Origin of the sequence: Frateuria sp. Soil773, from assembly GCF_001428405.1 — a bacterium.
Classification (GTDB): domain Bacteria; phylum Pseudomonadota; class Gammaproteobacteria; order Xanthomonadales; family Rhodanobacteraceae; genus LMSL01.
This window is the reverse complement of sequence record NZ_LMSL01000036.1, coordinates 29827-55751: the sequence shown is the minus strand read 5'-3', so window position 1 is coordinate 55751 and position 25925 is coordinate 29827. Positions and strand designations below refer to the sequence as shown.

The 25925-nt window shown below is 63.0% G+C and carries 5 protein-coding genes; all 5 read left to right on the top strand.

Annotation, left to right across the window (positions count from 1 at the left end; all coding sequences use genetic code 11):
* Positions 1-166: 166 nt before the first annotated feature.
* The 5 genes from ASG87_RS11445 to ASG87_RS11425 are packed head-to-tail and all read left to right on the top strand — an operon-like array spanning position 167 to position 25923.
* Complete coding sequence (locus ASG87_RS11445) at positions 167-2224, top strand: AMP-binding protein (protein WP_162258360.1); 2058 nt, start codon at positions 167-169, stop codon at positions 2222-2224.
* Positions 2221-3462 (top strand): cytochrome P450, encoded by a 1242-nt coding sequence (locus ASG87_RS11440; protein WP_056004980.1) that lies wholly within the window; start codon positions 2221-2223, stop codon positions 3460-3462. The genes ASG87_RS11445 and ASG87_RS11440 overlap by 4 nt, the downstream gene beginning before the upstream one ends.
* Positions 3459-10862, top strand: coding sequence for a type I polyketide synthase (locus ASG87_RS11435; RefSeq protein ID WP_082582922.1), 7404 nt, complete (start codon positions 3459-3461; stop codon positions 10860-10862). Before ASG87_RS11440 ends, ASG87_RS11435 begins: the two co-directional genes overlap by 4 nt.
* Entirely contained in the window at positions 10859-16606 is a 5748-nt protein-coding gene (locus ASG87_RS11430; protein WP_056004976.1) for a type I polyketide synthase, read from the top strand. Before ASG87_RS11435 ends, ASG87_RS11430 begins: the two co-directional genes overlap by 4 nt.
* Positions 16603-25923, top strand: a complete 9321-nt coding sequence (locus ASG87_RS11425; protein ID WP_056004974.1) for a type I polyketide synthase — start codon at positions 16603-16605, stop codon at positions 25921-25923. The genes ASG87_RS11430 and ASG87_RS11425 overlap by 4 nt, the downstream gene beginning before the upstream one ends.
* Positions 25924-25925: the final 2 nt, after the last annotated feature.

The window sequence follows — 25925 nt, the reverse complement described above, 5'->3', positions numbered from 1 at the left end:
CAGCGAAAGCGGCCTGAAACGAGGGCAAGAAGTGAGGTAGGGCGTTCCATTCGAATCAGGCGCTCTGGTTCGCCTTCAGGCGACGAACAATCCAGGCACTTCCCAGGAATGAACGCCTCGCTATATGCGAGGCCGCGTGTGCTTTGTCTCTGCGCTGAGGTCAACCATGTCTGCAAGTCATGAAACTCTTGTCACGCGTGCTCGGCAATGGGCCCATCTCCACGCGGAAAAAACAGCCTATACCTTCCTCCGCGATGGTGAACTGATCGAAGACTCGATCAATTACGAGGAGCTCGACAATCGCGCCAGGGCGCTGGCGGCCTCGTTGCAGCAACGTTTCGGACGCGGTTCGCGCGCCTTGTTGCTGTTTCCTTCCGGAATCGATTTCATCGTTGCGTTTGTAGCCTGCCTATATGCCGGAGTCATTGCCGTTCCGGTAAACAATCCGAAGCCAAAGCAACTGCATTGGCGGCGGCTGGCCTCCATCGTCACCGACGCTGGCGTGACCGTCGTGCTGACCACGGCCGAGAATCTGGCCAAGAGCGGAGATTGGCTCAGGGACCCGGAGGTTTTCGGTCAGCTTCCCCAACTGGCGGTCGATGCCATCGAGATGGCGTCGCCGGACACTTGGGAGGATCCTGGAGTGTCGCATAGCGACATCGCGTTCCTGCAATACACTTCCGGTTCGACCGGTACGCCAAAAGGCGTCATGGTCAGTCACGGCAACCTGATCCATAACTCCAACCTGATCGAGCGCGCTTTTGGCCACAGCACGCAATCGGTGTTCGTGACCTGGTTGCCGTTGTTTCACGACCTGGGGTTGATCGGCAACGTCCTCCAGGCGCTGTACCTTGGCGCAACTTGCTACCTGATGACGCCGGTGGCGTTCCTTCAACAGCCGGTTCGTTGGCTGCGTGCCATTTCGACTTACCGTGGCACGACGAGCATGGCGCCGAATTTTGCCTATGAGCGTTGCCTGAGCATTCCACTCGAGCAACGCACCGGCTTGGATCTTTCCAGTTGGTGCCTGGCGCTGAATGGCGCGGAACCTATCCGCGCCCAGACGGTACTCGATTTCGAGGCAACATATGCCGCCCACGGTTTCCGTCGGACAACGACATTCCCGGCCTATGGGCTGGCGGAGATCACGTTGATTGCGCTGACCGCCGATCACGACGGACTGGCCCAGATCGTGGATGCCGACGCCGACGCGTATCGGAATGGCCGCATGGTGGACCATGGCGAGACGAGCCACGCTTCGGCCATGGCCTTGATTGCTAGCGGCAAACCACGCTCCGACCTGAGGATCGTGATCGTTGATCCCGAGACTATGGCGTCCTTGCCGGACGGCCACATCGGCGAGTTATGGATTCATGGGGGCAGCGTATGTAAGGGCTACTGGAATAAGCCCGAAGAGAGCGCACGCATTTTTGCCGCACGTACCGTGGATGGGGATGGCCCGTTCCTCCGCACCGGCGATATGGCGTTCCTCCGGAACGGCGAGGTCTTCATTTCCGGCCGCCTAAAGGAAATGGTCATCGTCCGTGGCCAGAACCATTATCCGCAAGACCTCGAAAACATCCTGCAGCAATCGCATCCGGCGCTCCGTGAGGACTGCGGTGCAGCGTTCGCGGTCGAAGTCGATGGCGAAGAGCGGCTGGTCGTGGTGCAGGAAGTCGAGCGCACCGCTTTGCGCAATCTGGATGCTGATGCGGTCTGCGCTGCGATTCGTTCATCCGTTGTGGAAGCTGCCGACATCCAGGTCCACGGAATCGTGCTGATCAAGCCGGCGACTTTGCCGAAAACCTCCAGTGGCAAGATTCAACGCCGTCAGTGTCAGGCGACGTTTGTTTCCGGGGGGATTTTTGAAGGCGAGATTGTGCGCGACATCGCCTCGTCCAGCGATGTGAGCCAAGTGGATGCCGATGTTCGTCTGCCGTTCGATGCCGATATCGATCACGTCCATGCCTTGATCGTAGCGAAACTGGCCAAGCAGCTCCGCATGCCCGTGGCACGCATCGATCCCGGTGCCTCGTTCTCCGACCTGGGCCTGGACTCGTCCGCCGCAGTCGGGTTTGCCAGCGACGTCGAACGCTGGATCGGCAGGCGGCAGGATTCAAGCCTGTTGTGGATCTATCCGAATATCGATGCGCTCTGCAATCACGTGTTGCATGAACTGGCCAGCGTTCGCACCCATCACCAGCAGGCCGAGATGTCTGCATGAGCGCCGTGCCGCTCTACAACCCGTTTCTGCCGGAGTTCCGGCGGGATCCTTATCCTGTGTACGCGGCGATCAGGGCCAAGGAGCCCGTGCATCGATTTGCGGGGTTCCGCGGGGAACAGTGGTTGTTGGTACGGTATCGGGACGTTCGATCGTTGCTCGCGGACGCGCGCTTTCGAGTGGACGATCTTCCGGAGCAGATGGCAACCAAGGCTGCGTTGGCGGGAACCAACTTCGATCGTTTGATCGCATGCATCAAGCATTGGTTGTTCTTTCGCGATCCACCAGACCACGACGTGGTGCGGAGGCTGTTTAGCCGCGACCTTTCACCGGGCGGCGTCGAGCACCATCGTGCCCTGGTGTTGAACATCGTCGACGCGCTGCTCGACCAGGCATTGCTCCAGGGCAGTTGGGACCTGATCCGGGACCTGGCCCATCCGCTACCAACCTTGGTCATGGCCGCGCTGCAAGGAATTCCGGCGGCCGAGATGCCGCTGGTGGTGGAATGGTCCAGACGCCTCTTCGGCGTGCTGGTGCCACCGCAGCCGTTGGATTCCTATCGGCGCATGGACGAGGTGGTACATGACTTCGTACGGTTTTTTGCACCGCATGTGGCCAAGGCCCGCGCGGAGTCGCCAAGGAACTTGCTGGGTCTCCTGACACGCGCGGAAGCGGACGGCCAACTTGACGAAGCGGGGGTATACGCGTTCGCGATCATGTTGTTCAGCGTCGGCCAGGAGACGACCGAAAACCTGATCGGCAACGGCATGCTTGGATTGCTCAGGCATCCAGACCAGGCCGACATGCTCCGCAATGACGTTGGCCTGTGCGCCGATGCCGTCGATGAAATGCTTCGCTACGACACGCCGGTACAGGGTGTGGCTCGCCTGAGCACCGAACCGGTGATGATCGATGACATCGTGATACCGGCCGGCGCGCGTGTGAATTTTTCACTCGGCGCCGCCAATCGCGATCCGGTGCAATTCCAAGACCCCGACCGGTTCCTGATTCAGCGCACCGAGCGGAGCAAGCTGCCATTCGGCGCTGGCATCCATTTTTGCCTGGGCGCGCATTTGGCGCGCCTGCAGGCGGAGTGCGTGGTTCAGCGCCTGTTTGAGCGTGCGCCGGACATCCGGTTGCATGCCAGCGAGTTCGAATGGCGTGAAAGCGTGCTGTTGCGCGGCATAAAGGCACTGCCAGTGGTGACTTCACCGATACCGAAACGAGTGGCGGCACAATGATCCGGCGCGCGCCAGTCGCCATCGTCGGGATGGCAGCCCGTTTCCCGGGCGCACCGAACCTGCGTGCATTCTGGAAACTGCTGCGCGAAGGCCGCGATGCCGTGCGACCGATTCCGGAGGATCGACGGTTCGATCTCGCCGATCTGTTGCCACGGCTGACACCCGAGCAAAAGGCGGCGGTCGGCTTTGGCGGTTTCATCGACGACATCGATCAGTTCGACGCGCCGTTTTTCGGTATTTCCGCTACGGAAGCCAAAGCGTTGGACCCCAAGCAACGACTAGCGCTTGAGGTGGCATGGTGCGCACTCGAAGACGCGGCCATCGCACCGGACAGTTTGCGTGGCTCGCGCACCGGCGTATACATGGGCACCTCGGTTTACGATTACTACGAACGCCTTTTTGATGCGCAAGCCGTCGATACTTACTTCGGGTCCGGCAATTTCAACTGTGTCATCGCCAACCGTATCTCCTACCTGCTCGACCTGCGGGGGCCGAGCATGGCCATCGAGACCGCGTGCTCGGCATCGTTGACGGCATTGCACCAAGCCTGCAGCGCGCTGCACGATGGCAGTTGCGACCTGGCCTTGGCTGGTGGCGCGATGAGCCTGCTGTCGCCGGCGGTGACGGTCAGCTTCGCTCTCGGCGGTTTCCTGGCACCGGACGGGCGTTCCAAGGCATTCGACAACAGCGCCGATGGCTACGTTCGTGGTGAAGGTGCCGGCATGCTGGTGCTGAAGCGGCTTGATGAGGCCGTGCGCGACGGTGATCGCATCTGGACGGTAATCGAAGCCAGCGCGCTTAATCAGGACGGCCGCAGCAATGGGCTGACCGCACCGAATCCAAAAGCCCAGGAAGCTCTGCTGCGCGAAGCCTATGCGCAGGCGCGGGTCGCACCGGCACGCATCGATTATGTGGAAGCTCACGGGACCGGCACACGCCTCGGAGATCCGATCGAAGTCAATGCACTCGGCGCTGTCTTGGGGGCGGAGCGTGATCCGGCCAAGCCGCTGCGTATCGGTAGCGTCAAATCCAACATCGGCCATCTGGAGGCGGCGGCAGGCATTGCCGGCATCATCAAGACCAGCCTGGCGATGTACCACGGCGAGTTGCCACCCAGCCTGCATTTCCGGCAACCCAATGCGTTGATTGCGTTCGAACGCATGTGCGTACGTGTCCAGGATCGTCTGGAAGCCTGGCCTCTTGGTGCTGATGGTCGTCGTTGGGCAGGGGTGAGCGCGTTCAGTTTCGCCGGCGCCAATGCCCATGTGGTGTTGGCCTCTGCTCCGGCATCGCCGCACGGGATCACCGCGGCCCCGGCGGGTTCGCCAGAACTGTTGGTGCTATCCGCTAAATCAGAAGCAGCGCTGGATGCGCAGATCCGCAACTTTGCTGCGCACCTGGATGAATCTGATTGCCCCGATCTGGCAGCTGTTTCGTTGAGTCTTCAACGCGGGCGAGCATCGTTCAGGCATCGTGCCGCATTCGTCGCCCGGTCGTTGCAGGATGCACGTGTACAGTGTCGAGATGGATCGTCGGTATGCCGTGGCGAGGCAGGGATGCGCCCCCCAAAGGTAGCGTTCCTGTTTCCGGGGCAGGGCGCCCAATATGCTGGCATGGCACGCTCGTTGTATGAGACCTGGCCGGCGTTCCGAAAGCGGCTTGATCAATGTGCGGCATGGATGGCTGTCGCTCTGGACGGCAACCTGATCGATCTTTGCCTGCATGCCGACGATCGTCGTTTGGCAAGGACCGAGAACACGCAGCCGGCGTTGTTCGCGATGCAATGGGCACTGGCTGACGCGTTGCGTGAGCTTGGCATGATGCCGGCCGCCGTGTTGGGCCACAGCGTCGGCGAGTACGCTGCGGCGGTGATGGCCGGCATCATGGATGCCGAAGCGGCGGCCTTGGCCGTTTGTGCGCGAGGACATGCGATCGCAGCCATTCCTGACGATGCCGGCATGACGGCCGTGCGTCTTGACGATGCCACCGTGTCGGCGCTTGTCGCCGAAATCGGTCAGGCACTCGCTATAAGCGCGATCAACGCGCCTGACGCTGTGACGGTTTCTGGCGGCTTTGCCGCGCTTGCGGTATTGGAGCGGCGCCTGTCCGAACTGGGTGCATCGTGGAAACGTCTCGACGTTTCCCGCGCTTTCCACTCGCCTTGGGTGGCCGGTGCGCAGGAATCCTTGGCGCAGGCATTCGACGGGGTGGTATTGCAATCGTCGCAATTGCCCACCTATTCGAGCAGGGATGGCGGTCTGGATCGTGGCGCCATGTCGGAATCCGACTATTGGGTTTCCCAGATGGTTGCGCCTGTGCGCTATGCCGACGCGGCGAAGGCATTGATGGCGTCCGGAGTCGATCTTGCCATCGAGATTGGACCGAGCTCCGGCTTACCAGGTTTGACGCGCCGAAGTGCGCCGGACTCCAAGGCCGTACTGCAGGTGACACAGAGCCGCCAGATCGACGGCTGGACTGGCATGCTGCAGGCGTTGGCGCGTTGGTATGTCGCCGGTGGCGCACCGGACTGGTCGATCTTGGGCCTTGTCGGACGCACCCAGCCGGTGTCGCTGCCGCACTATCCATTTCAGCGCCAGAGATTCTGGTACGACCAGGTGCCTACATCGACTTCCCTGGCTGGGGATGCAGGCACCGCGCCAGATGATCGTATTGCCCATACCGATATCCAGCTCGCCGTGCCGCAACGAGTCCGTGCCGGCAAGGTAGGTTTGAAGCGGTTACCTGCACTGGCCGGCCACTTCGTGTTCGGCGAGGTCGTCATCCCCGCTTCGCTCAGCCTGGTCGCTGCATTGGAGGCTATCGCCGATAGGCACGGCCACGTTGCACTCGACGACGTGCATTGGCCAGCCGCCGCGACTTTGGCTACCGGCCTACCGGATCTGGATTTGCAGGTCGTGCAGGCCGACGACCAGGTATCGGTTCACGTGCGTGCACAGGACGATCAGGGATCCTGGCAACGCTTGATGCATGCAGGCGCCATCGGTCGGATCGATACCATGGTCGTACCTGTCACGATTGAGTGGCCCGAGGCGCAACGCTTGCTCGAGCAAGCTCCGAATCTTGGCGGCGATGCGTTGTACGAGACCCTGGAGGAGCTTGGACTTGGCTATCGGGCACCGTTCCGCGCCGTACAGGCTTTGGTCGGTCACGAAAGCACTATCGTCGCCCGCATTTCGGCCGTAGACGGGCTTTCGCCGGCTTTGCAACGGGTTGTCTTGCTGGATGCGGCCATGCATCCGGTTGCCATGTTTGCGCCCGGCACAGCGCACGTTCCGTTTGCCCTGGAGCGCTTGCAACTGGGTCGGCTCGATATGGACCACTTGACGGTTTGCTGGCGGCGGCGTCCCTCGTTGCAGGCGAACAACGACGATTTGATTGTCGACGGTGTGGCATTCGATCCGCAGGGCGAGAAGGTGCTGGCATGGCAGGGCCTGCACCTGCGCCGGGCACAGCAGTTTCATCTGGTTTCGTCGCCCCGGCCGGTGCATTGGAAACTGCCGTCCGCAGACAGCCTGTTCAGCGCTGAATGGTTGGCGATGGATGGCCCGGAGACCAGCATGCCGGTGCCGATGCCCTTCGAGAAATGCGATGCCTTGACGCCGCCATTGCTGGGCTACCGGGATGCGATGGCGGCCCTCGAGTCGCGGGTACTGCACTGGCTGCCGGCGGTGTTGGTCCAGTTCGGTATGCCGGCGGCCTTCGGCACCACAATCTCCGATTCGGCGGTCGACGCCTTGGCCCATCGGCTGCCGGGCCATCGTGCCCGACTGTTTCGACGTTGCCTCGCGCGAGCCGTTGAAACCGGAATATTGAACCGTTCGGAACAGGGCCTGGATTGGTCGGCAGATGCCCGGCTTGGAATACGGTTGGCCGAAGTGTCCGACGTGGGCCTGGCCGAGTCGGATTACGAGGCGCGCCTATTGCATCGATGCCTCAGGGCTCTGCCGGAGATCCTGGCCGATGGCCGGGATGCCGTGGAACTCCTGTTTGAGGGCGACGGCCGTGCGCTGCTCGCCGGCGTGTACGGGCAAAGTGTCGGTGCTCAAGCATGCAATCGGGAACTGGCGAAAGCACTCCACGCCCTGCAGCAACAACTCCCGGAAGGGCGCGCGCTCAGCGTCCTGGAGGTTGGCGCCGGGACGGGAGCCACCACGGGCGTAGCCCTGGAGATCCTGGATGGTGCTCGGCTGAATTACATGTTCTCCGACGTTTCCGCCGCCTTCATGGCCGGAGCACGTGAGCGTTTCGCCGATCATCGAAGCTTGCGCTGGCGAGTCTTTGATCTGGAGAGCGACGAATCGGTCGCCGGGTTCGACGGCGAACGCTTCGACGTGATCGTCGCTGCCAATGTCGTGCACGCCACAAAGGATATTCCTGCCAGCCTGGCGCGCCTGCATCGACTGCTTCGGCCTGGCGGCTATCTGTTGCTCTTGGAAGTGACGGAGCAACAGCTTTGGCTGGATCTTGTTTTTGGACTCACCGGTGGCTGGTGGGCCTTTACCGATGCGCGTCAGGACAGTGCCCTGCTCGATGCCCAAGCGTGGGATGAGCGCTTGCGTGCCTCGGGCTTTACCGAGGTGGGGCGGCGTGCGGCGCACTGGAAGCTGCACCAGCAGGTATTGATCGCGCGCAAGCCCGAGCTGCTGGAGACGGTCTGCCTGCGTCCTGCGCAATTTCCGTCCAATGAAGGGGCGACTTCCTTCAGCGTGCCCGTACCTGTTTCGGCAAGCACGTATTTGAGCGCGGATGGCAGAGCGCTGGCCCAGGTACTGGTGGTGCCGAGTGGCGTGGCCCCGCTCGACGCGGGCACTGCCGTGCTTGCGACACTGAACGCCTTGGCCAGGGACGCAGAGATTGCGCCGCCTCGGATATTCGTGCTGACCAGCGGCGGACAGGCGGTGTTGCCCAACGAAGCCGTTAACGATCTCGCTGCGGCGAGCATCCAAGGTCTGGTCCGTGCGTTCGATCTTGAGCGTCCGGAATTTGGGGCGACGCTGATCGATGTGGATACGGTCGAACCACTTAGTGCGGAACGCCTTGTGGCGTACCTGGAGTGCGAATTGCAAGCGGGCTCGCGCGAGCGCGAGCTGGCATGGCGCGACGGACAGCGCTTCGTACACCGCGCGCACGTATGGGTGCCTGCCGCGGCTGGGTGCGACAAACGCCTCCTGGCAGGTGGCGCGAGCCTTGATGATATCAAGCTGGTCGATGCAGGAATTTCGGCACCGGCGGCAGGGCAGGTGCGCATACGCACGACCTGGTCCGGCATCAATTTCCTCGACTTGCTCGACGCACTGGGTGCGTTGCCATTCAAGCGGCCGGAAGGTTTGGGCAGCGAATGCGTAGGACAGATCGAAGCCATTGGCGACGGGGTCCATGGGCTGGCTGTCGGCGATTGGGTTATGGCCATTGCACCAGGATCCATGGCCAGCGTTGCGACCATCGATGCTCGCTATACGCATCCGGTGCCCAGGCACTGGCCGCTGGAGCGTGCGGTCAGCGTGCCGGTAGCGTTCCTGACCGCGCTGCGCGCGCTCGATCTTGCCGAGGTTGCGCATGGCGAGTTGGTACTGATCCATGCTGCGGCCGGCGCAACGGGATGGGCAACGTTGCAACTGGCACGCGCGCGCGGCGCGCGCGTGGTCGCAAGCGCCAGTCGTCACAAGGCTGATTGGGTGCGCTCGCAAGGCGCCGAGGCCGTATTCGATTCGCGGCGTACCGATTTCGCCCAGGAAGTTTTGGGGTATACGCAGGGGCAGGGGGTCGCAGTCGTCGTCAATAGCCTGACTTCACCGGGATTCATCGATGCAAGCCTTGCCTGCCTTCAACGGGGCGGACGGTTCGTGGAACTCGCCAAGCAGGGCATTTCGAGCGATGCCGAGATGGCATCGAAGCGTCCGGATGTCCGCTATCACGTCTTGGATCTCTACCGGGAGACTGCGAGCTGTCCGGAACTCGTCGCCAATGGCCTACGCGACATCGTCGCGACGATCGATCGTGCACGGCTTCCCTTGATGCCGGTACGCACGACGTCTCCGGAACAGGCAACCAGTCTGTTTCGGCGCATGCAGCGCGGCCAGCACATTGGCAAGCTGGCCATTCAATGGCGTGCCAGCTTGTCGACACGGCAACTGGCGACTGACCTGGATGGCTCGTACCTGATTACCGGCGGCACGGGCGGCCTGGGATTGATCGTAGCGGACTGGCTAGCCTCGCGGGGTGCCAAGCATCTTGTGCTGGTGAGTCGTCGCGGCCCCGTCGATGCCAGGGCTACGGCAATGGTTGAATCCTTGCGGGAGCGAGGCGTCATGGTTGAGCTACCGGTGCTCGACCTGAACGACGACACCGCCCTGACCACGCTCTGTGCCCGCTTTGGTCAAGACTGGCCACCGGTACTTGGCGTCTTTCACGCAGCAGGTGTGCTATCCGATGGTCTCCTGCCGCAGCAGGACGGACATACGCTAGCGCCCGTACTTACGACCAAGCTCACGGCCGCATGCCAATTGGCGAACCTGCTGGCGGCGCAACCGCTGCAGTATTTCGTGCTGTTCTCTTCGGTCGCGGGTGTCTTCGGTTCACCTGGACAGGCCAACCATTCGGCAGCCAATGCTGGCCTCGATGGGTTGGCCGCGCAACTTCGTGCCCGCGGCGTCCCAGCGTTGAGCATTGCGCTCGGCACGGTGTCGGAGGTTGGTTCGGCGGCGTCCCTGGGCGCAGATCGGCGTGCCACCGGAAAGGGCATCCTTCCGCTTCAACCGGCAGAGGCACTGGCGGCTGTCGAACTGGCCATTGGCAGTGGTTTGGCCTGGCTGGCCGCCGTACCGATGAATTGGTCGGAAGCCGATCCTTGCTTACGGCAACGCGCCATGTTTTCGAACCTGGTGACGAAATGCACGCCAGCGGCCATCGATCCTGGGAAGGTGGGCACGGCCGCCTCGACCCCGACGCCGGCGATGCCAGATTGGCAGCGCATGTCAGATTCAGAGCGCCTGCCTGCGCTGGTCAGACTTGCTCAACAAGAACTCGCCAGAGTGCTGGGTTTCGCCGCAACCGATCTGGACTTCCATCAAGGCTTCACCGATCTGGGCATCGATTCGCTAGGCGCCGTGGAGATGCGCAACCGATTGCAGCAGGCCTTGGGTATCAGCCTGCCATCCTCGCTGCTATTCGACTATCCGAATGTGCATGCCCTTTCGCAGTACCTGGCCCGACGATTGGCCCCTGTCGGCGCAGCAGGGGCGAACCCGGTCGCCGAAGCCGAGGCGGCACCCGTAGGCACCGTTGCAGCGACCGGCTGTGCCACGGCCATCGATGGCTCGGATGTGCGCAAGCATCTTAGCGACAAACTGGCGCAACTACGCCGCGGAGCAATCGTATGAGCGATCGGGATTCCGAGGCGGTAGAAGCCCTATTGCTGGAATCGCTGGAAGCCATCGAGCGGCTGGAGAAACAGCTGCTGACGGCACGCAACGCGCAATGCATGTCCGTCGCGATCGTCGGTATGGCTTGCCAGTTTCCCGGGGGCGAGGATTTGGAGTCGTTCTGGCGATTACTGCTTGGCGCGGGCGATGCAATCGGCCCGATTCCAAAAGATCGTTTCGATGCCGGGGCGATGTCGGCCGATCGCTTGCGCGTGCGAGAAGGCGGCTTTGTAGGAAACCTGCGTGAATTCGATGCGGACTTTTTCGGAATCTCGCCTCGCGAGGCGAAGTCGTTGGATCCGCAGCAGCGGCTCTTGCTGGAAGTGGTGTGGCAGACACTGGAGCACGCCGGCAAAAGCGCCAGTGAGCTGCGCGATTCGCGTACCGGCGTCTTTGTGGGACTTTGCAGCAACGACTATCAACAGATGCTGGCTCGTCAGAGATTGGAGCAGATCGATGCCTATCTCAGCTCGGGGACCTGTCATTCCACTGCCAGCGGCCGCATCTCGTATTGGCTGGGCCTGAAAGGCCCAAGTGTTGCGATCGACACTGCCTGCAGCTCCTCGCTGGTTGCCATGCACCTGGCAAGGCTCAGCATCCAGGGTGGCAATTGCGACCAGGCGCTGGTCGGTGGCGTAAATCGGATAGTCCTTCCACAGGTGCACATCAACTTTCAGCAAGCCGGCATGCTCGCGCCTGATGGTCGTTGCAAGGCATTCTCGGCTCAAGCAGATGGATTCGGCCGCTCCGAAGGCTGCGGAATAGTCATGTTGAAGCGACTCGACCATGCTGTACGCGATGGCGACCGCATCTTGGCTGTGTTGGCGGGGAGCGCCTGCAACCAGGACGGACGATCGGCCGGTTTGACCGTGCCCAATGGACCTTCACAATCCGAATTGGTCCGGCTCGCGCTGAACGATGCCGGTTTGTCCGTCCACGATATTGATTACGTCGAAGCCCACGGCACTGGCACGCGTCTGGGCGATCCAATCGAGCTGAACAGCCTGGGCGAGGTCTTTGCCGGCCGCGACCCCGCGATGCCACTGCCCATCGGGTCGGTGAAGACCAATATCGGTCACTTGGAGGCAGCCGCTGGGATCGCCTCGGTGATCAAGGTACTTCTGGCCTTGCAGCATGACCTGCTGCCGGCGCAACGCTTCGCCAATGACCTGACGCCGGAAGTTGACTGGCAATCGTTGCCCGTCCGGCCCTTGAATCAGGCAAGGCCATGGGCACGCAGTGGACGTCCGCGGGTCGCCGGCATCAGCTCATTCGGCTTCAGTGGTACCAACGCTCATGTACTGCTGGCCGAGGCGCCGCTGCGAGACGGCGGCGAACCGCCAGTGGTCACGTCCGACTTGCTGCTGCCCATCTCGGCGCGTGACGAGGCGGGGCTTGCGGCCATGATCGGCCACCATGCAGCGGCCCTCGACAAGCTGGATTGCGAGGACGCTGTTCGTCATTACTGCATGGCCGCGGCAACTCGTCGCGATTCGATGCCCTGGAGGTTGTGCGCCAGTGCACAGGATGCGACAGGGTTGCGCGAGGCACTTGCCGCAGCCAAGTTGCCGACCGCACGTAGCAAGTCGGCGCCTCGAGTAGCGTTTCTTTTCACCGGCCAGGGCAGCTTGCACGCACACATGGCCGACGGATTGCTCGCTGCCGATCCGGCGTTCGCGATTCACCTGGGCGCGCTCTGCATGCTTGCACGGCCGCACTGCGACGAGGATCTGTTTGCACTGCTGCAGCATGACCGGGCTTCTCGACTGAGTGATACCCGGTACGCGCAGCCTGCGCTGCTGGCACTGCAATTGGCGCTACTGCGTCGGCTGCGGGAGCTCGGCATCGAACCGGTGGCTTGCCTTGGTCATAGCGTCGGTGAAATAGCGGCCATGGTTGCCGCGGGCATCCTCGATGAAGCATCCGCGATGCGTTTTGCCTGCCAGCGTGGCCAGATCATGAGCCGAGGCATGCCTCCAGGAGGGATGGTCGCGGTCTTCTGCCGGGAGTCGGAACTGGAAGGGTGGCTGTCGGTCGCCCCTGGTCTTGCGCTGGCTGCGTGCAACGCCGTCGACGTGCAGGTCATTGCTGGGCCCGCTGGGAGCGTGGAGGCTTTGCTCGCATCACTGACGGAAGCCGGACAGGCCCATGCAGCGCTCCGCAATCGCCATGCGTTCCACACGGCAGCGGTAGACGCCCTGCTGCCCGAACTCGACGAAGCTACCTCATCGCTTGCGTTGCAGAAAGCCCATTGCCAGTTCGTATCCTCCCAGGACGGCGAATCGCACAGCCAGATCGATCGTGCTTATCTGCTTCGGCAATGTCGCGAGCCCGTGCAGTTTTCCTCGGCGCTGCGGACGCTGGCAGCTGCATCGATCGATGTCTGTGTTGAACTGGGGGCCGGCAAGTCGCTGCTGGGTCTGGTGCGGCGGATGCTGCCGCATGCTGCCCTTCTGCCAACGGGCTCTGGAGCGGAGCGGCCGCAGGAGCGCCTGCTTCCCGCCACGCTGGCAGCACTGTGGCAATTGGGGGCGATGCTTCGCTGGCAAGCTTGGTTCGGCGGGCGGGGGCCAGTCATGGCACTCCCGAGTTACGCGTTCCAGCGTCAACGATACTGGCTGGACGAGACCGAGGCGGCTGCGATGGCGCCCGGCATCCCGGATTTTGCAGAGTGCCTGGCACGCGCGGGAATCAAGGACGTCGATTCGACGGGTCGCGCGCTGCTGCGTCGCTTCCATGCAGCGCTACGCGGTGAGCGATGGCTACCCGGCGGCTTGCTGTATCAGTTGGCGTGGCAGCCGGAGGCAGCCTTCGACCTGTTGCCGCCGACGGCTGTCCCCGAAGCCCCGTCACCGGCGCAGACAGAAAGCCTGTGTCTTTATCAGGCTTATGAGCGTGATCTTGAACGCCTGGCCGCCGACTATGTGCGAGCCATGTGGTTTGCTGCGAATCTTCATTGCCAGGTGCAGGATTTGCAGTCGGTGACGAAGCTTCTGCGGGTTCTGCCAAGGCTGAAACCACTGGTGCCGCGCCTGCTTGCCATGCTGGAGCAGGCTGGCTACCTGGTGCAGCGACATGGCTCGTTCGAGACGACCGAACAGGCGCGTGGCGCAGCCCCTCTCGAGGAGTGTATCGAGGCCTTTCAGGCCAGGCATGGCCGGCGGGTGGAGTTCCGTCTGCTACATCGCTGCGGGCTGGAGCTGGGAGCCGTATTGGCAGGCATGCGCAATCCGGTGCATCTTTTGTTTCCGGACAACAGTTTCGACGACGTTACCGAGTTGTATCGCGACGGGCCGGTTCTGAATGCGTTGAGCCAGAGCATGTGCGAGTGGCTGGAGACGTTGCTGGCTGCCTGCCCGCCAGGCCAGGGCCTGCGCATCCTGGAGATCGGTGGCGGCACTGGCGGTACGACCGCCCATGTGTTGCCGCGGCTGGTAGGACGGGACGCTAAATACTGCTTTACCGACGTTGGTCCCGCGTTCGTGACGCGAGCGCATCGCCAATTCGGGCATCTGCAGGGTTTCTCTGCATTGACCTTCGACCTTGAATCGGATGTCGATGGGTTCGTCGCCGGAGGTGCCAACGATCTAGTGATCGCGGCCAACGTCGTGCATGCGACCCGCGACATCGAGCGTTCTCTGCGGCGCGCGGCAAGCCAGTTGAAGCCGGGTGGATGGCTGGCGCTGGTCGAAGGAACCGAGCAGCAGGCCTGGGTCGATTTGACCTTCGGCCTGACCGATGGTTGGTGGTGTTTTGACCATGATCCATTGCGCGCGGACTATCCGTTGCTCGGCATCTCCGCTTGGCGGCAATTGCTGACGCGGATCGGTTTCGATGCCGTCCAAGTGGTCGATGGCCACCCGGGAAGCTCGCAAAAACTGGTTCTGGCGCGCTATGCCGGCTTGGCGAAACAATCGCCTGCGCGTCTACGGCACGTGCTGATCGGTGCCGATGCGATCTTGCGGCAAAGGCTGCGGGACGCCCTGATCAGGCTGGGCGCCGAAGCATCGGACTTGATCGATGCGCCCGACGGTCTCGGTCCGCTGGCTGAAACGGTCATGACGGGCATGACACCGGTCCGCATGCATGTTTTGGCTGGTCCGTACACGACAGATCTTCTCTCGACCTGCATGCGACTGGCCGAGCTTCTATCCTGGCCGCAGCGGCACGTTGACGCGCGTCTGCGCGTCTGGATTGCTACAGAGAAGGGCATTGCCGGTTCCGTCGGCCAGGGGTTGCTGGCCTTTGCCCGCGTTGCCAGCCTGGAATCCGGCCAGCATGGTATCGCGCGCGTGTTGTTCGATCCCGACGACGGCGACAGCCTGTGCCGGGCAGCCCAGGAACTGGAGCTTCCATCGGCGGCCCGTGAATGCCATTGGAGCGCGGCCGGGCGAAAGTTGCCACGTTTGCTTCCCATGGATGCCAATGCATCCACGATACCGGTGCTGTCCGACGCTCAGTATCTGGTGACAGGCGGCCTGGGCGGTGTCGGATTGGTGGTACTGCGCTGGTTGGCAGATCAGGGCGTGCGTCACATCCGGGTTTTCTCGCGCACAGGGATCGAGACAGCCGTGCAGCGGGATTTGGTGGCGGAACTGCGGGCACGGCAGGTTCGCGTCGTCGTCGATGTATTGGACCTTGCCGATGCCGGTGCCGTTGCTTCGGCGTTCGAGACCATCGCGAAGGATCCGGCGCCCTTGCGTGGAATCCTGCATCTGGCCGGCGTGATTACGGAACCGATGTCTGCAGGAGATCTTCGTCGCGCCGATTTCGAGCGCGTGTTTGCCGCAAAGGTCTTCGGTACGGCGAATCTCGATCGGCAGAGTCGAGCGTTGCCCTTGGATTTCTTCCTATGCTTCTCGTCGGGGGCTTCGGCCTGGGGCTTCAAGGGCCAAGCGCACTATGCCGCAGCCAACGGGTATATCGATGGGCTCATCGCCGAACGCAGGAGTCTGGGTCTATCCGGTACTTCCATCAACTGGGGTCATCTCCGTCCTGGCGGTATGGCCGCAGGCGAGGAAAGTCGCGCTGTGTTGGCAGGCTACGGCGTGCAGGCGATCGACTCGGAAGAGATTGTCGAAGTGCTGGCGGTAGCCACCCGAGACGACCCAGGTGGCATGGTGGTAGCCCGCAACGATTGGCCGCGCCTGCAGGCGTTGATGGCCAGTGCCGGAGAGGGGGCCTTGCTGGCGCACCTGGTCGGCAGGACCGCGCCGGTGGACACGTCTGCCGGCATGGTGCCCGAAGCCCCAATGCCGGCCGCTTGGCGGGCGCGGCTGAGCGGGCTGAGCATGCGCAAGCAGGAAGCGCTGGTGGAAGCGACGGTGATGCCGTTGCTTGCTTCCGTATTGAACGTGTCCGATATCCGTCACCTGTCGATGGATGATGGCTTTCAGGCCATGGGTGTGGATTCTCTGATGGCCCTGGAATTTCGCCAGCGGATCGAACGCGAGTTTCAGCTTAACTTGCCAGCCACAATGATTTACGACTGGCCTAGCCCGGTGAGCCTGGTGCGACATCTGCTCGACATGCTGAGAAAGGAAGCATGCGGAGTGGATGCACATGACTCGCCAGAGACCTGCTTGGCCGGGCTGGCAGCCGAGCGTCAAGTCGGTTCGGACGTGCTCCTTTTGGACGAGTTGGAGGCATCCCTGGAGCGCGAGCTTAGGAATCTGCCTGACCTTGCAGGAGAGCAGCGGTGAGCGAGACCCCGCCTGTCGGTAGCCGCGAGGCGAACCTGATCGAACAGTCGCTGCGTGCATTGCGCCAGCAGCGCCAGCGCGTTGCCGAACTGGAAGCGGCGTGGCACGCGCCGGTAGCGGTAGTTGGCATGGCCTGCCGCTTTCCCGGTGCGGAAGATCTCGACGCCTATTGGCGCTTGCTTGCCAATGGCGTCGATGCCATCGGGCAAATCGATCCGATGCGTTGGGAATTGCCGGCCCAGGCTGGCGGCGAGGAAGCCGGTATGCCGGGGCGCCACGCAGGGCTGTTGGACCGCCCGGGCGATTTCGATGCCGAGTTCTTTGGTATTTCGCCTCGTGAGGCACGCAGCCTGGATCCACAACAGCGTTGGGCCCTCGAATGCGCTTGGCACGCGCTGGAGGATGCCGGCATTCGCGCCGAAGATCTGCGGGGCACCAGGTCGAGTGTGTTCATCGGTGCAACGGCACGCGATTACGCGGCAAGGCTGCAGGATCGCCAGGACGAGTCGCCGATCGATGCCTATTATGTCTCGGGCAATTCCCTGAATTTCATCGCCGGTCGACTGGCCTACCAGCTTGGCTTGAACGGATCGGCAATGGCGGTGGATACCGCTTGTTCCTCCGGCCTGACGGCCGTGCACCTTGCCATGCAGTCGCTCCGTCGCGGTGAGTGTGGCCTGGCCCTGGTCGGCGGTGTCAATATCGTCCTGGCACCGGAAGTCACCGAGGCATCGAGTCGTTCCAACCTGCTTGCCGCCAACGGACGCTGCAAAGCGTTCGATGCCTCTGCCGATGGCATCGTGCGCGGCGAGGGTTGCGGCATGCTGGTGTTGATGAGCCTGAGCCAGGCCGTGCATGAAGGAAGGCCTGTGTTGGCGGTGCTGCGCGGTTCGGCGATCAACCAAGATGGCGCCAGTTCGGGCCTCATGACGCCAAACGGCGCCGCCCAAGTCGCCGTCATGCGTGCCGCATTGGAGGATGCTGGCGTCACGCCTGAGCAGATCGACTATGTAGAAGCGCACGGGACGGGCACGGCGCTCGGCGATCCGATCGAACTGCGGGCGTTAAGCGAAGTGTTCGCGTCACGTACGAGGCCACTGTGGGTCGGATCGGTCAAGACCAACATCGGACACCTGGAGTCGGCTGCAGGCATTGCCGCGTTGATCAAGGTCGTCTTGTCGATGCGTGCTGGTCAGTTGCCCCGGCATCTGCATCTGACAAAGCCGACGCCGCATTTCGATTGGGCGGGCACGCTGTTGAAGGTGCCAACCGAGCATCGGGCTTGGCCGCTGCAGGCGAACGAGTGCCTGGCAGGAATCAGCGCGTTTGGTGGAAGCGGCAGCAACGCCCACGTGATCGTGTCGCAGGCACCGGCGGTGCGGGCGGATGAAGCCGACGAGGAACCGATGCTACTGGCTATGACGGCCAAGTCACCGACGGCGCTGCGGGAGTTGCAGAAACGCTGGCTTTTGGCGCTGGAATCGGCGACGCCAGAAGCCACGCGCGCGCTATGCGCCAAGGCCAACGGCGGACGGGCACGACTGGATTACCGCTCCGTTTGTATGGGGAGCGACGATACGCTGCTAAGGGCCGCGTTGCAGTCCTTGCTCAATGGAGATGGTGGAGCGTCGGTGGCATGGACTGGCCAGGCGCCGGCCGGCAGGCGCAGTGTGGCGTTCCTGTTTTCAGGGCAGGGTGCGCAATACGCTGGCATGGGACGTTCGCTGAGGGCTGGCAATTCCGCGTTTGCCGCCGAAGTGGCGCGACTGGCTCCGGTGTTCAAGGAAGCTGTCGGCATTGACCTGGACGACCTGTTCGGTGCCGAAGCGGATACTTTGATGGGCAACACCCGTTTTGCCCAGCCAGCCTTGTTCTTGCTGCAGTATGGATTGCTGCAATCCTGGGCCGCACTCGGAGTACGACCCGACCTGGTGCTGGGGCACAGCGTCGGTGAAATCGCGGCGGCCTGCGCGGCCGGCGTGTTCGACTCAGCCACTGGACTCCGGCTTGCCGCAGCCCGCGGCCGATTGATGGACGAATGCTGCGAGGCCGGCGCGATGCTCGCCGTCGCGGCAGAGACCGCGCGGGTGCGAGAGCTGCTTTTTGCGCATCCAGAGGTGTCGATCTCTGGAATGAACAGCGAAACGCAGACGGTCGTGGCCGGTCCGGTCGCCGCTGTAGAGGCGCTTCAAGCTGATCTGGCAGCGGAGCGGATTCGCGCCGCTCGACTGGGTGTGTCGCATGCCTTCCACTCCGCCATGATGGAGCCCATGCTGCCTGCCTTTGCCCGGCACGTCGCCGGACTGGACCTGCACGAGCCGACCGTCGAGCTGATTTCCTCGCGGACGGGGCGACTAGCGACGAAGGAACTGACCGATGTGGGCCATTGGCTCGCGCATGCGCGCGAACCGGTGGCATTCACTGCAGCGTTGGGGACCTTGGCTGCCGAGAAGGTCGATATCCTGATCGAAATTGGCCCCGGCAATACACTGATTTGTCTCGCGCGTCAGGCTGGTTTGACCCAGACGGCCGTGCCCAGCCTGATGAAAGCAAACGAAACGGAGGCTTTCGCATCGGCGCAGGCCGAGGTGTTTTGTGCTGGCTTGAATCTGGATTGGCCCGGTAGCGGCCGCCCGTACGTGCGTGCGCCGATGTATCCGTTCCAGCACAAGACGTACTGGCCCGGGGCAGGCCATGCGCTGCGCGGCGGTGGGCGTGTCCTGCCCCACCGCGTGTGCTGGTCCTGGCAGGCCAAATCGGTGCCTGCCAGCGATCAGCGCGTCAGCTTCGAAGTCTTGTGCGATCCTGCGGTGCCGCTCGTCATGCCGGCGTGTTTGAGCCAGCAGGATAGTCAGGCGCCAGTCGGACATATGCTCGATCTGCGTTTTCTGGAGCACCGCACCTATGGCCTGCGCAGGTCGCTTATGCTGTTGGCGGCCTCCTACCAGCGTTTTCTCCAGCAGGACCCAAAAGGCATCTATTGGGTTCTGCTGCCCGGTGCAGGTGAAATCGACGGTGAGGACGCCGTCGCCGTGGAGGCATTGGCCTCTTTTGTCGCTTCCTTGAGTTGGCAGGCACAAGCGAGCATCGCTTGTCTGACTGGCGTCGACGCAGCCGGCTTGGCCAGGTCCGATGTCCAAGCCCTGCTTTCGACGAGTGCGGAGCACATCCAGGCAGAGCCTCGCTGGCGTGTTGCGGAGGATGCGGTGTTGGTGCCGCGCCTGCGAACCGCAACGACGCGGAAGTTGTCATTGGAACGCCGTCGGCCGGCCGATGTTGTCCTGGTCACCGGCGGTTTTGGCGATATCGGCTTGGGCTTGCTGGAAGCTTTGTCGGTACGCGATCACGGTTGCCTGATCGTGCTGTCGCGGCAACCTGAAGCAGCATTGCCGACTTCCAAGCGTGAGCGCCTGCAAGCCATGCGCACTGCAGGCGCTCGGATCGTGTCGATGAACGTGGACCTTGCCAATCCACCGGCATTGGCGTCGGCGGTCGAGCAAGCGCACGGGTACGGCCAGCGCATCACCGACGTCTACCATCTCGCGGGGCAATTGGCCGCCAGTTCGTTGGATGACGCCCAATCGGACGCGCATCTGGATGCGATGCTGGGTGCCAAGCTAGATGGGGCGATGCAACTGCACTTGCTGACGGCGGTTGATGAGCCTGAGCAATTCGTGTTGGTCGGCTCGGCTGCCGGCACCTGGGGCAGTCCTTCTCATGCGATCTATGCGTGCGCCAATGCCGGCCTCGCTGGCCTCGCGGCGTGGCGCCGCCGGCAAGGAATGCCGGCCAGCTACCTGGCATTAGGCCCCGTTGCCGATACGCGGATGGCGGGGGGGACGGAGGGTCACCAACTGGCCGCCGCGGGTCTGCAATCCATGTCCATCCACGATGTGGTTGGTGCATTGCTGGCGACGGAATCGGGCATAGACATGGATGAGGAGGTCCTGGTTTCGGCAGCTTGGCCCCAGTTTCGCGATACCTGCCACAGTGCGCATCCGTTCGCCTGGTTCGACGACATGGTCGCCGTGCCCACTCCGCCCAATCCGGCGGCGAGTCTCCAGGCCGGGGATGACGGCCTGCTGGCGCGCCTGCGTGCGCAGGCTCCTGGCCCGCGATTGCTGGTGTTGCAGGACTTGGTGCGAACGATTGCGGCGCAGGTCCTGGGCTTGTCCAAGCGGGAGCTGCCGTTGGACAAGCCACTGCTCGAGATAGGCATGGACTCCGTGCTTGCCATCGACATCCGCAATCGCCTGAGCAAGACGTTTGCACGGCATTTGCCCGGGACCGTCGTATTCGAGCACGGCAATTGCGCCGCCCTCGCTGGACATCTGGCGCAATCGCTGTTTGAACCGGACCCGGCCCCGCCTGTTGCTCCATCATGGACGGGCGCCCACGACGAACCCATCGCCATCATAGGTGCCTCGGCTCGCATGCCTGGTGGTGCCGACTCGTTGTCCGCGTACTGGCAGAACCTGTTGAACGGGGTCGACGGCATCGTCGATGCCCCCAGCCAGCGCTTCGACCTGGATGCCTGGATGAGCACGTGCAATCCAGAGCGTCCCTACACGATGGCTTTCGGTGCGTTAGCCCATGTCGAGCAGTTCGACGCAGCCGTGTTCGGTATAGGCCCGCGCGAAGCGAAACTTCTGGACCCCCAGCAACGGCTGGTGCTGCAAGGGACATGGCATGCCCTGGAGCAGGCCGGCATCGACCCGATGTCATTGCGCGGCAGCAAGGCCGGGGTATTCCTGGGAGTAGCCGACAACGAGTACCTGCCCTTGCTGCGCCAGCACATGGATCTGACGCCAGATCTGGCCTATCTCGGCACGGGCAGCAAGCTGAACGTGATTGCCGGCCGCGTATCCTATGTATTCGGCCTGCAAGGGCCCAGCATGGCCATCGATACTGCGTGTTCCTCGTCGGCGGTGGCAGTCCACTTGGCCTGCCAAAGCCTGCGCTCGGGCGAAAGCGAGCTGGCGCTTGCCGGTGGCGTCAATCTGATCCTGGATCCTTCGACGTTTGCCTCGCCGTGCAAGGCGAACATGCTGGCCCCCGACGGGCGCTGCAAGAGTTTCGACCGCAGCGCCGATGGCTATGTGCGCGCCGAAGGGTGCGGCATCGTGGTTCTGAAGCGGCTCTCCGATGCAGAGAGGGACGGCGATCAAGTACTGGCACTGGTCCTGGGCTCGGCCTTGAATCAGGACGGCCGAAGCAGTTCGTTGACGGCGCCGAACCCGGCAGCGCAGCAGCAGGTCATCGAAGCTGCCTTGGCGCAGGCAGGTGTGCATGCCGATGCCATCGATTTGATCGAGGCCCACGGTACTGGCACGACCCTGGGTGATCCCATCGAATGGCAAGCCCTGGCTAGGGTCTTCGATCGCCCGACGCGCAACAAGCCATTGTGGGTGGGGTCGGCCAAGAGCCTGATCGGACATGCCGAGGCGGCGGCCGGCATCGCCGGCCTGTTGAAACTGGCCATGTCGCTGCAGTCGGGAAGCATCCCGGCGAATCGGCATTTCCAGCAAATGAATCCACAAGTCGCGGAGATCGGCGCCACGCACCTACGGGTTGCCGGAATGCAGGCGGCACTGCCGGATGCGGGTGTTCGCCTGGGCGGCATCAGCTCTTTCGGATTTTCGGGAACCAATGCCCATCTGCTGTTGGCTTCCGCACCAGAGATTCTCCGGCCTGGGCCTCGCCCATTGCCGATTCTATGCCTGGCTGCCGCCGATACAGATGCCTTGTCGGCATTGAGCGAGCGCTGGGTGGCAGCCCTGGCTGCCTGCGGTGACGACACCGACTCGTATCTGGCGTTGTGCGCAACCAGCCGCCTAGGCCGCTGGTCCGGGCCGGCGCGTGCTGCCATTGTCGCGACCAGCGCCGATGAGGCGCTCGCTTCACTGGCCAGCATGGAGCTGCATGCTCCCGCGATCGCCACGGATTCCGAGCAAGGCCTTGCGATCGAGCTGGACCTTTTCGACATCGACACCAGCCGTGCCATCGTAAAGATGCTCAAGCTGTCGCCGCAGTCCGGAGGCGACTGCTTCGTCCAGGAAGCGGCAACGCTCGCGGTAGCCCTACGCCTGCGTGAGCTGGGAGTGGCGGTACACACCTGGTTGCAGGGGACGGCGCCGCTCCCAGTACTGGCTGCGGTAGCTGCTGGTCTGCAGGGCGAGGCCGCCCAGCGTTGGCTACGAGGCGAAGCGCTGCCCATGCCGGACGCGGGCGCGGTCCATGCGCGTGTCCTGGACCGCCATGGCCGGTCCTTGAATGAATCCTTCGCGCAAGCCGGTTTCTGGAAGCGGGCGACTGGTTTCCAGTCGAGCGCACCTAACACCGATGCGAGCATACCTCTGAGCGCTCGCAGTCTGGGCAGCATGGTCGCGCCGGCTCTGGCGGCGGCGCCCGATGCATTCGATTGGTACTTGCTTGCAGGCGCATTTGTCGCAGGTTTTCCAGTGCGCTGGCCGGATGCCGGTGCGCGGCGCTCGACGAATGCGCCGCTATACCCCTTTGCCGGCACGCGCTATTGGCCGCATGAGCAGCAGGTTCTGGTGCCCACGCAGCCTCCGATGGCAGTCATTTGCGGGTATTACGCGATCGGTGAGCGACTGAGCCTGCCGCGGTCGGCCGAAATACGCTTCAGGCGCCGATTCACCGCGCAATCGCCGGCCTACGTGGACCACCATCGACTGCTGGGAACGGTAGTGGTGCCGGCAGCATCGCACTTGTCCATGGTGCTTTGCGCATGGAAGTCAGCAGGTGGCGCCTGGCCTTGCACGATCGAAGATGTCCGCTTGCTGAGCCCGTTGGTACTGCACGACCGGGGAGCCCGCTGGGTGGAACTTATCCTGACGCGTTCCGGATCCCACTATGGCGTGGAGCTGGTCAGTTGCGACGAGGCGAACGGGGACGACGAGCATGCCTGGGTTACGCACATGCGTTGCCTGGTGCGCGCAGGGGCTATTGGAGGACCAGCTCCCGCAGATGCCGCCGAGGTTACGGCGACTTGGCAAGAGACGATTTCCCGCGAATCGTTCTATGCCCAGTTCTGGGAGCACGGCTACACCCTTGGCGACTCCTTCCGCTGGTTGGGCCAGGGTTGGGTCCGTGGCGAGGAAACGGTCCGCCAGATGTCCTTGCCGGTATTGCCGGACGCGTTGGACGCCTTCGAGCTATATCCGGGGTTGATCGATACATGCTTCTCGGTACTCAGCAGCGGCCAGCTCGACTGGACGACGCAACACGATGCCGATCACATATTCATACCAGTCAGTATCGAGCGACTGGAGTTTTACGGTTGGCATGCCGGTTACGAACAGGCCTGGGCCCACGCACGTGCCCGACAGCAGCCGGTTGCCGAGGGCGCTCGCGCTCGCGAAGACATCTGCCTGTTCGAAGCCGATGGCCATGTCGTTGCCAGGATCGCGGGATTCGAAACGCGCCGAGCCCAGCGCGAAGCGTTGAAGCTGGGCTATCGCGATTCGGTTCGAGACTGGCTGTATCAGACGGCTTGGCAGGACGTGGCGCAGGGTAGCGACATGCCGTCTGAAGGGCAGGTCGGATGGCTGGGGGCCGAAGGGTTGCCGAGCGGCGCGGGTACATCGCAAGAAGGCATGTTTGAGCACCTGCGTTGGCACTTGCCCTGGCCTTCGGCCGACGCCGAAGACGCCGGTGCCATGCAGGTCTGCCTGGATACGATGACGCGGCACCTGAGCAGCGATCCGGTCGAGCGACTCGTGATCTCGGTGCCGGATGTATGCAGTCCGGGCAGTGGCAGGCCGTGGTGCCGCCTGAGGCAATTGCTTGAAATCTGGCAGCGGCTGCTGACCCTCGAGCTGTGCCCGATGCCTCGTCTGTTGATATTGACGCGACGCGCGCAGCATTGGCCGGATAGCGAGTCGGGAAGCTCGCCGCTGGCTGCCGCAGTCTGGGGCTTTGCACGTACCTTGCAGGTTGAACACCCCGAGCTCGACCTGCGTGTGCTCGATATGGATGCCAGTGCGACTCAGGACGAACTGTTGCACGCCCTCCGGCACGTGCTGAGCGTGACGAGCGACGAGCGACTGTGGGCATGGCATCAAGGCCGGCTTCAGGTGCCCCGGCTGGAGCGCTACAAACCTGCACGCAGCCACGGTGAACTGCAGATACGCAAAGATGCCCGCTACTTGGTCACCGGCGGTCACGGCGGCATCGGCCAAGCCCTTGTGAATCATCTGATCGAACAGAATGCAGGTCGGGTGCAGGTGCTGGTGCGTCGCCCCAATCCGGTCATGTTGGCGTCCTGGCAGAACAAGAGCGGCCAGGGCGGTACCCACGTCGAAGAGATCGTGGTTAACGACGGCATACCGGAGGACCTTGGCTCGGATGCCATGCCGATCGGAGGGATCTTCCATGCCGCCGGCACCACGGCAGACGCATTGGCGCTCCAGACCTGCGTGGACGATCTGGATGCCGTATTGGGGCCGAAGTGGGAGATCGCCGAAGCGTTGCTGGCCTTGGCGGATCGTTGCCGCCCCGGCTTCGTGGTGCTGTTCGGCTCGATGGCGGCCACGCTGCCCGCTCAAGGGCAGTCCGCCTATGCTGCCGCGAATGCAGCTCTGGAGAGCTTTGCCGAGCAATTCCAACGGCAAGGGATCGCGGCCATCGCCATTGGCTTCGGGCCTTGGGGCGAAGCTGGCATGACGGCAAGGCTCGGTACGGCCTATGGCAAGCGCCTTGCCGACATGGGGCTGCAGCCGTTCGGTTTGACCCAGGGATTGCACGTGCTCGGACAGTTGGCGCAGGAATCGCGTCCCGCCCTATTGGCGGCGGCGATCGATTGGTCCCGATTCATGGTCCACCGCAACGAGTATGCGGGTAGCCCATTGCTGTCGGCCTTCCGGGAAGGGGCTCAAATGGCGACATCCGCGGAAGTCGGCGGCCTGCGTGTCAGTTTGCAGCGACTGCCGAGCGGGCAACGGGCAACCGAGATGGAGAAGGCGCTGCGGATCGCGATCGCTTCGGTGCTGGGCTTGGCCGGTCCGGAGCAGGTGGGCCGCCAGCGTCGGCTTTTCGACCTGGGCCTGGATTCGATGGCCGCCATGGATCTGCGCGAAATACTTCAGAAAAAGTTGGATCTGAAGCTGCGCGCGACGGTGTTGTTCGATTACCCGAGCGTGGAGGCGTTGGGAAGCTTTCTGCTTTCCGAGTTGTTCGTCGATGCCGTGCAGGAAACCGGTGCCCCTTCTTTCAAAACCGCTGTCGCGCTGGATCTGGATGCACTCAGCGACGCCGAGGCGGAGGCATTGCTGTTGATGGAGCTCAGGGAGTGACG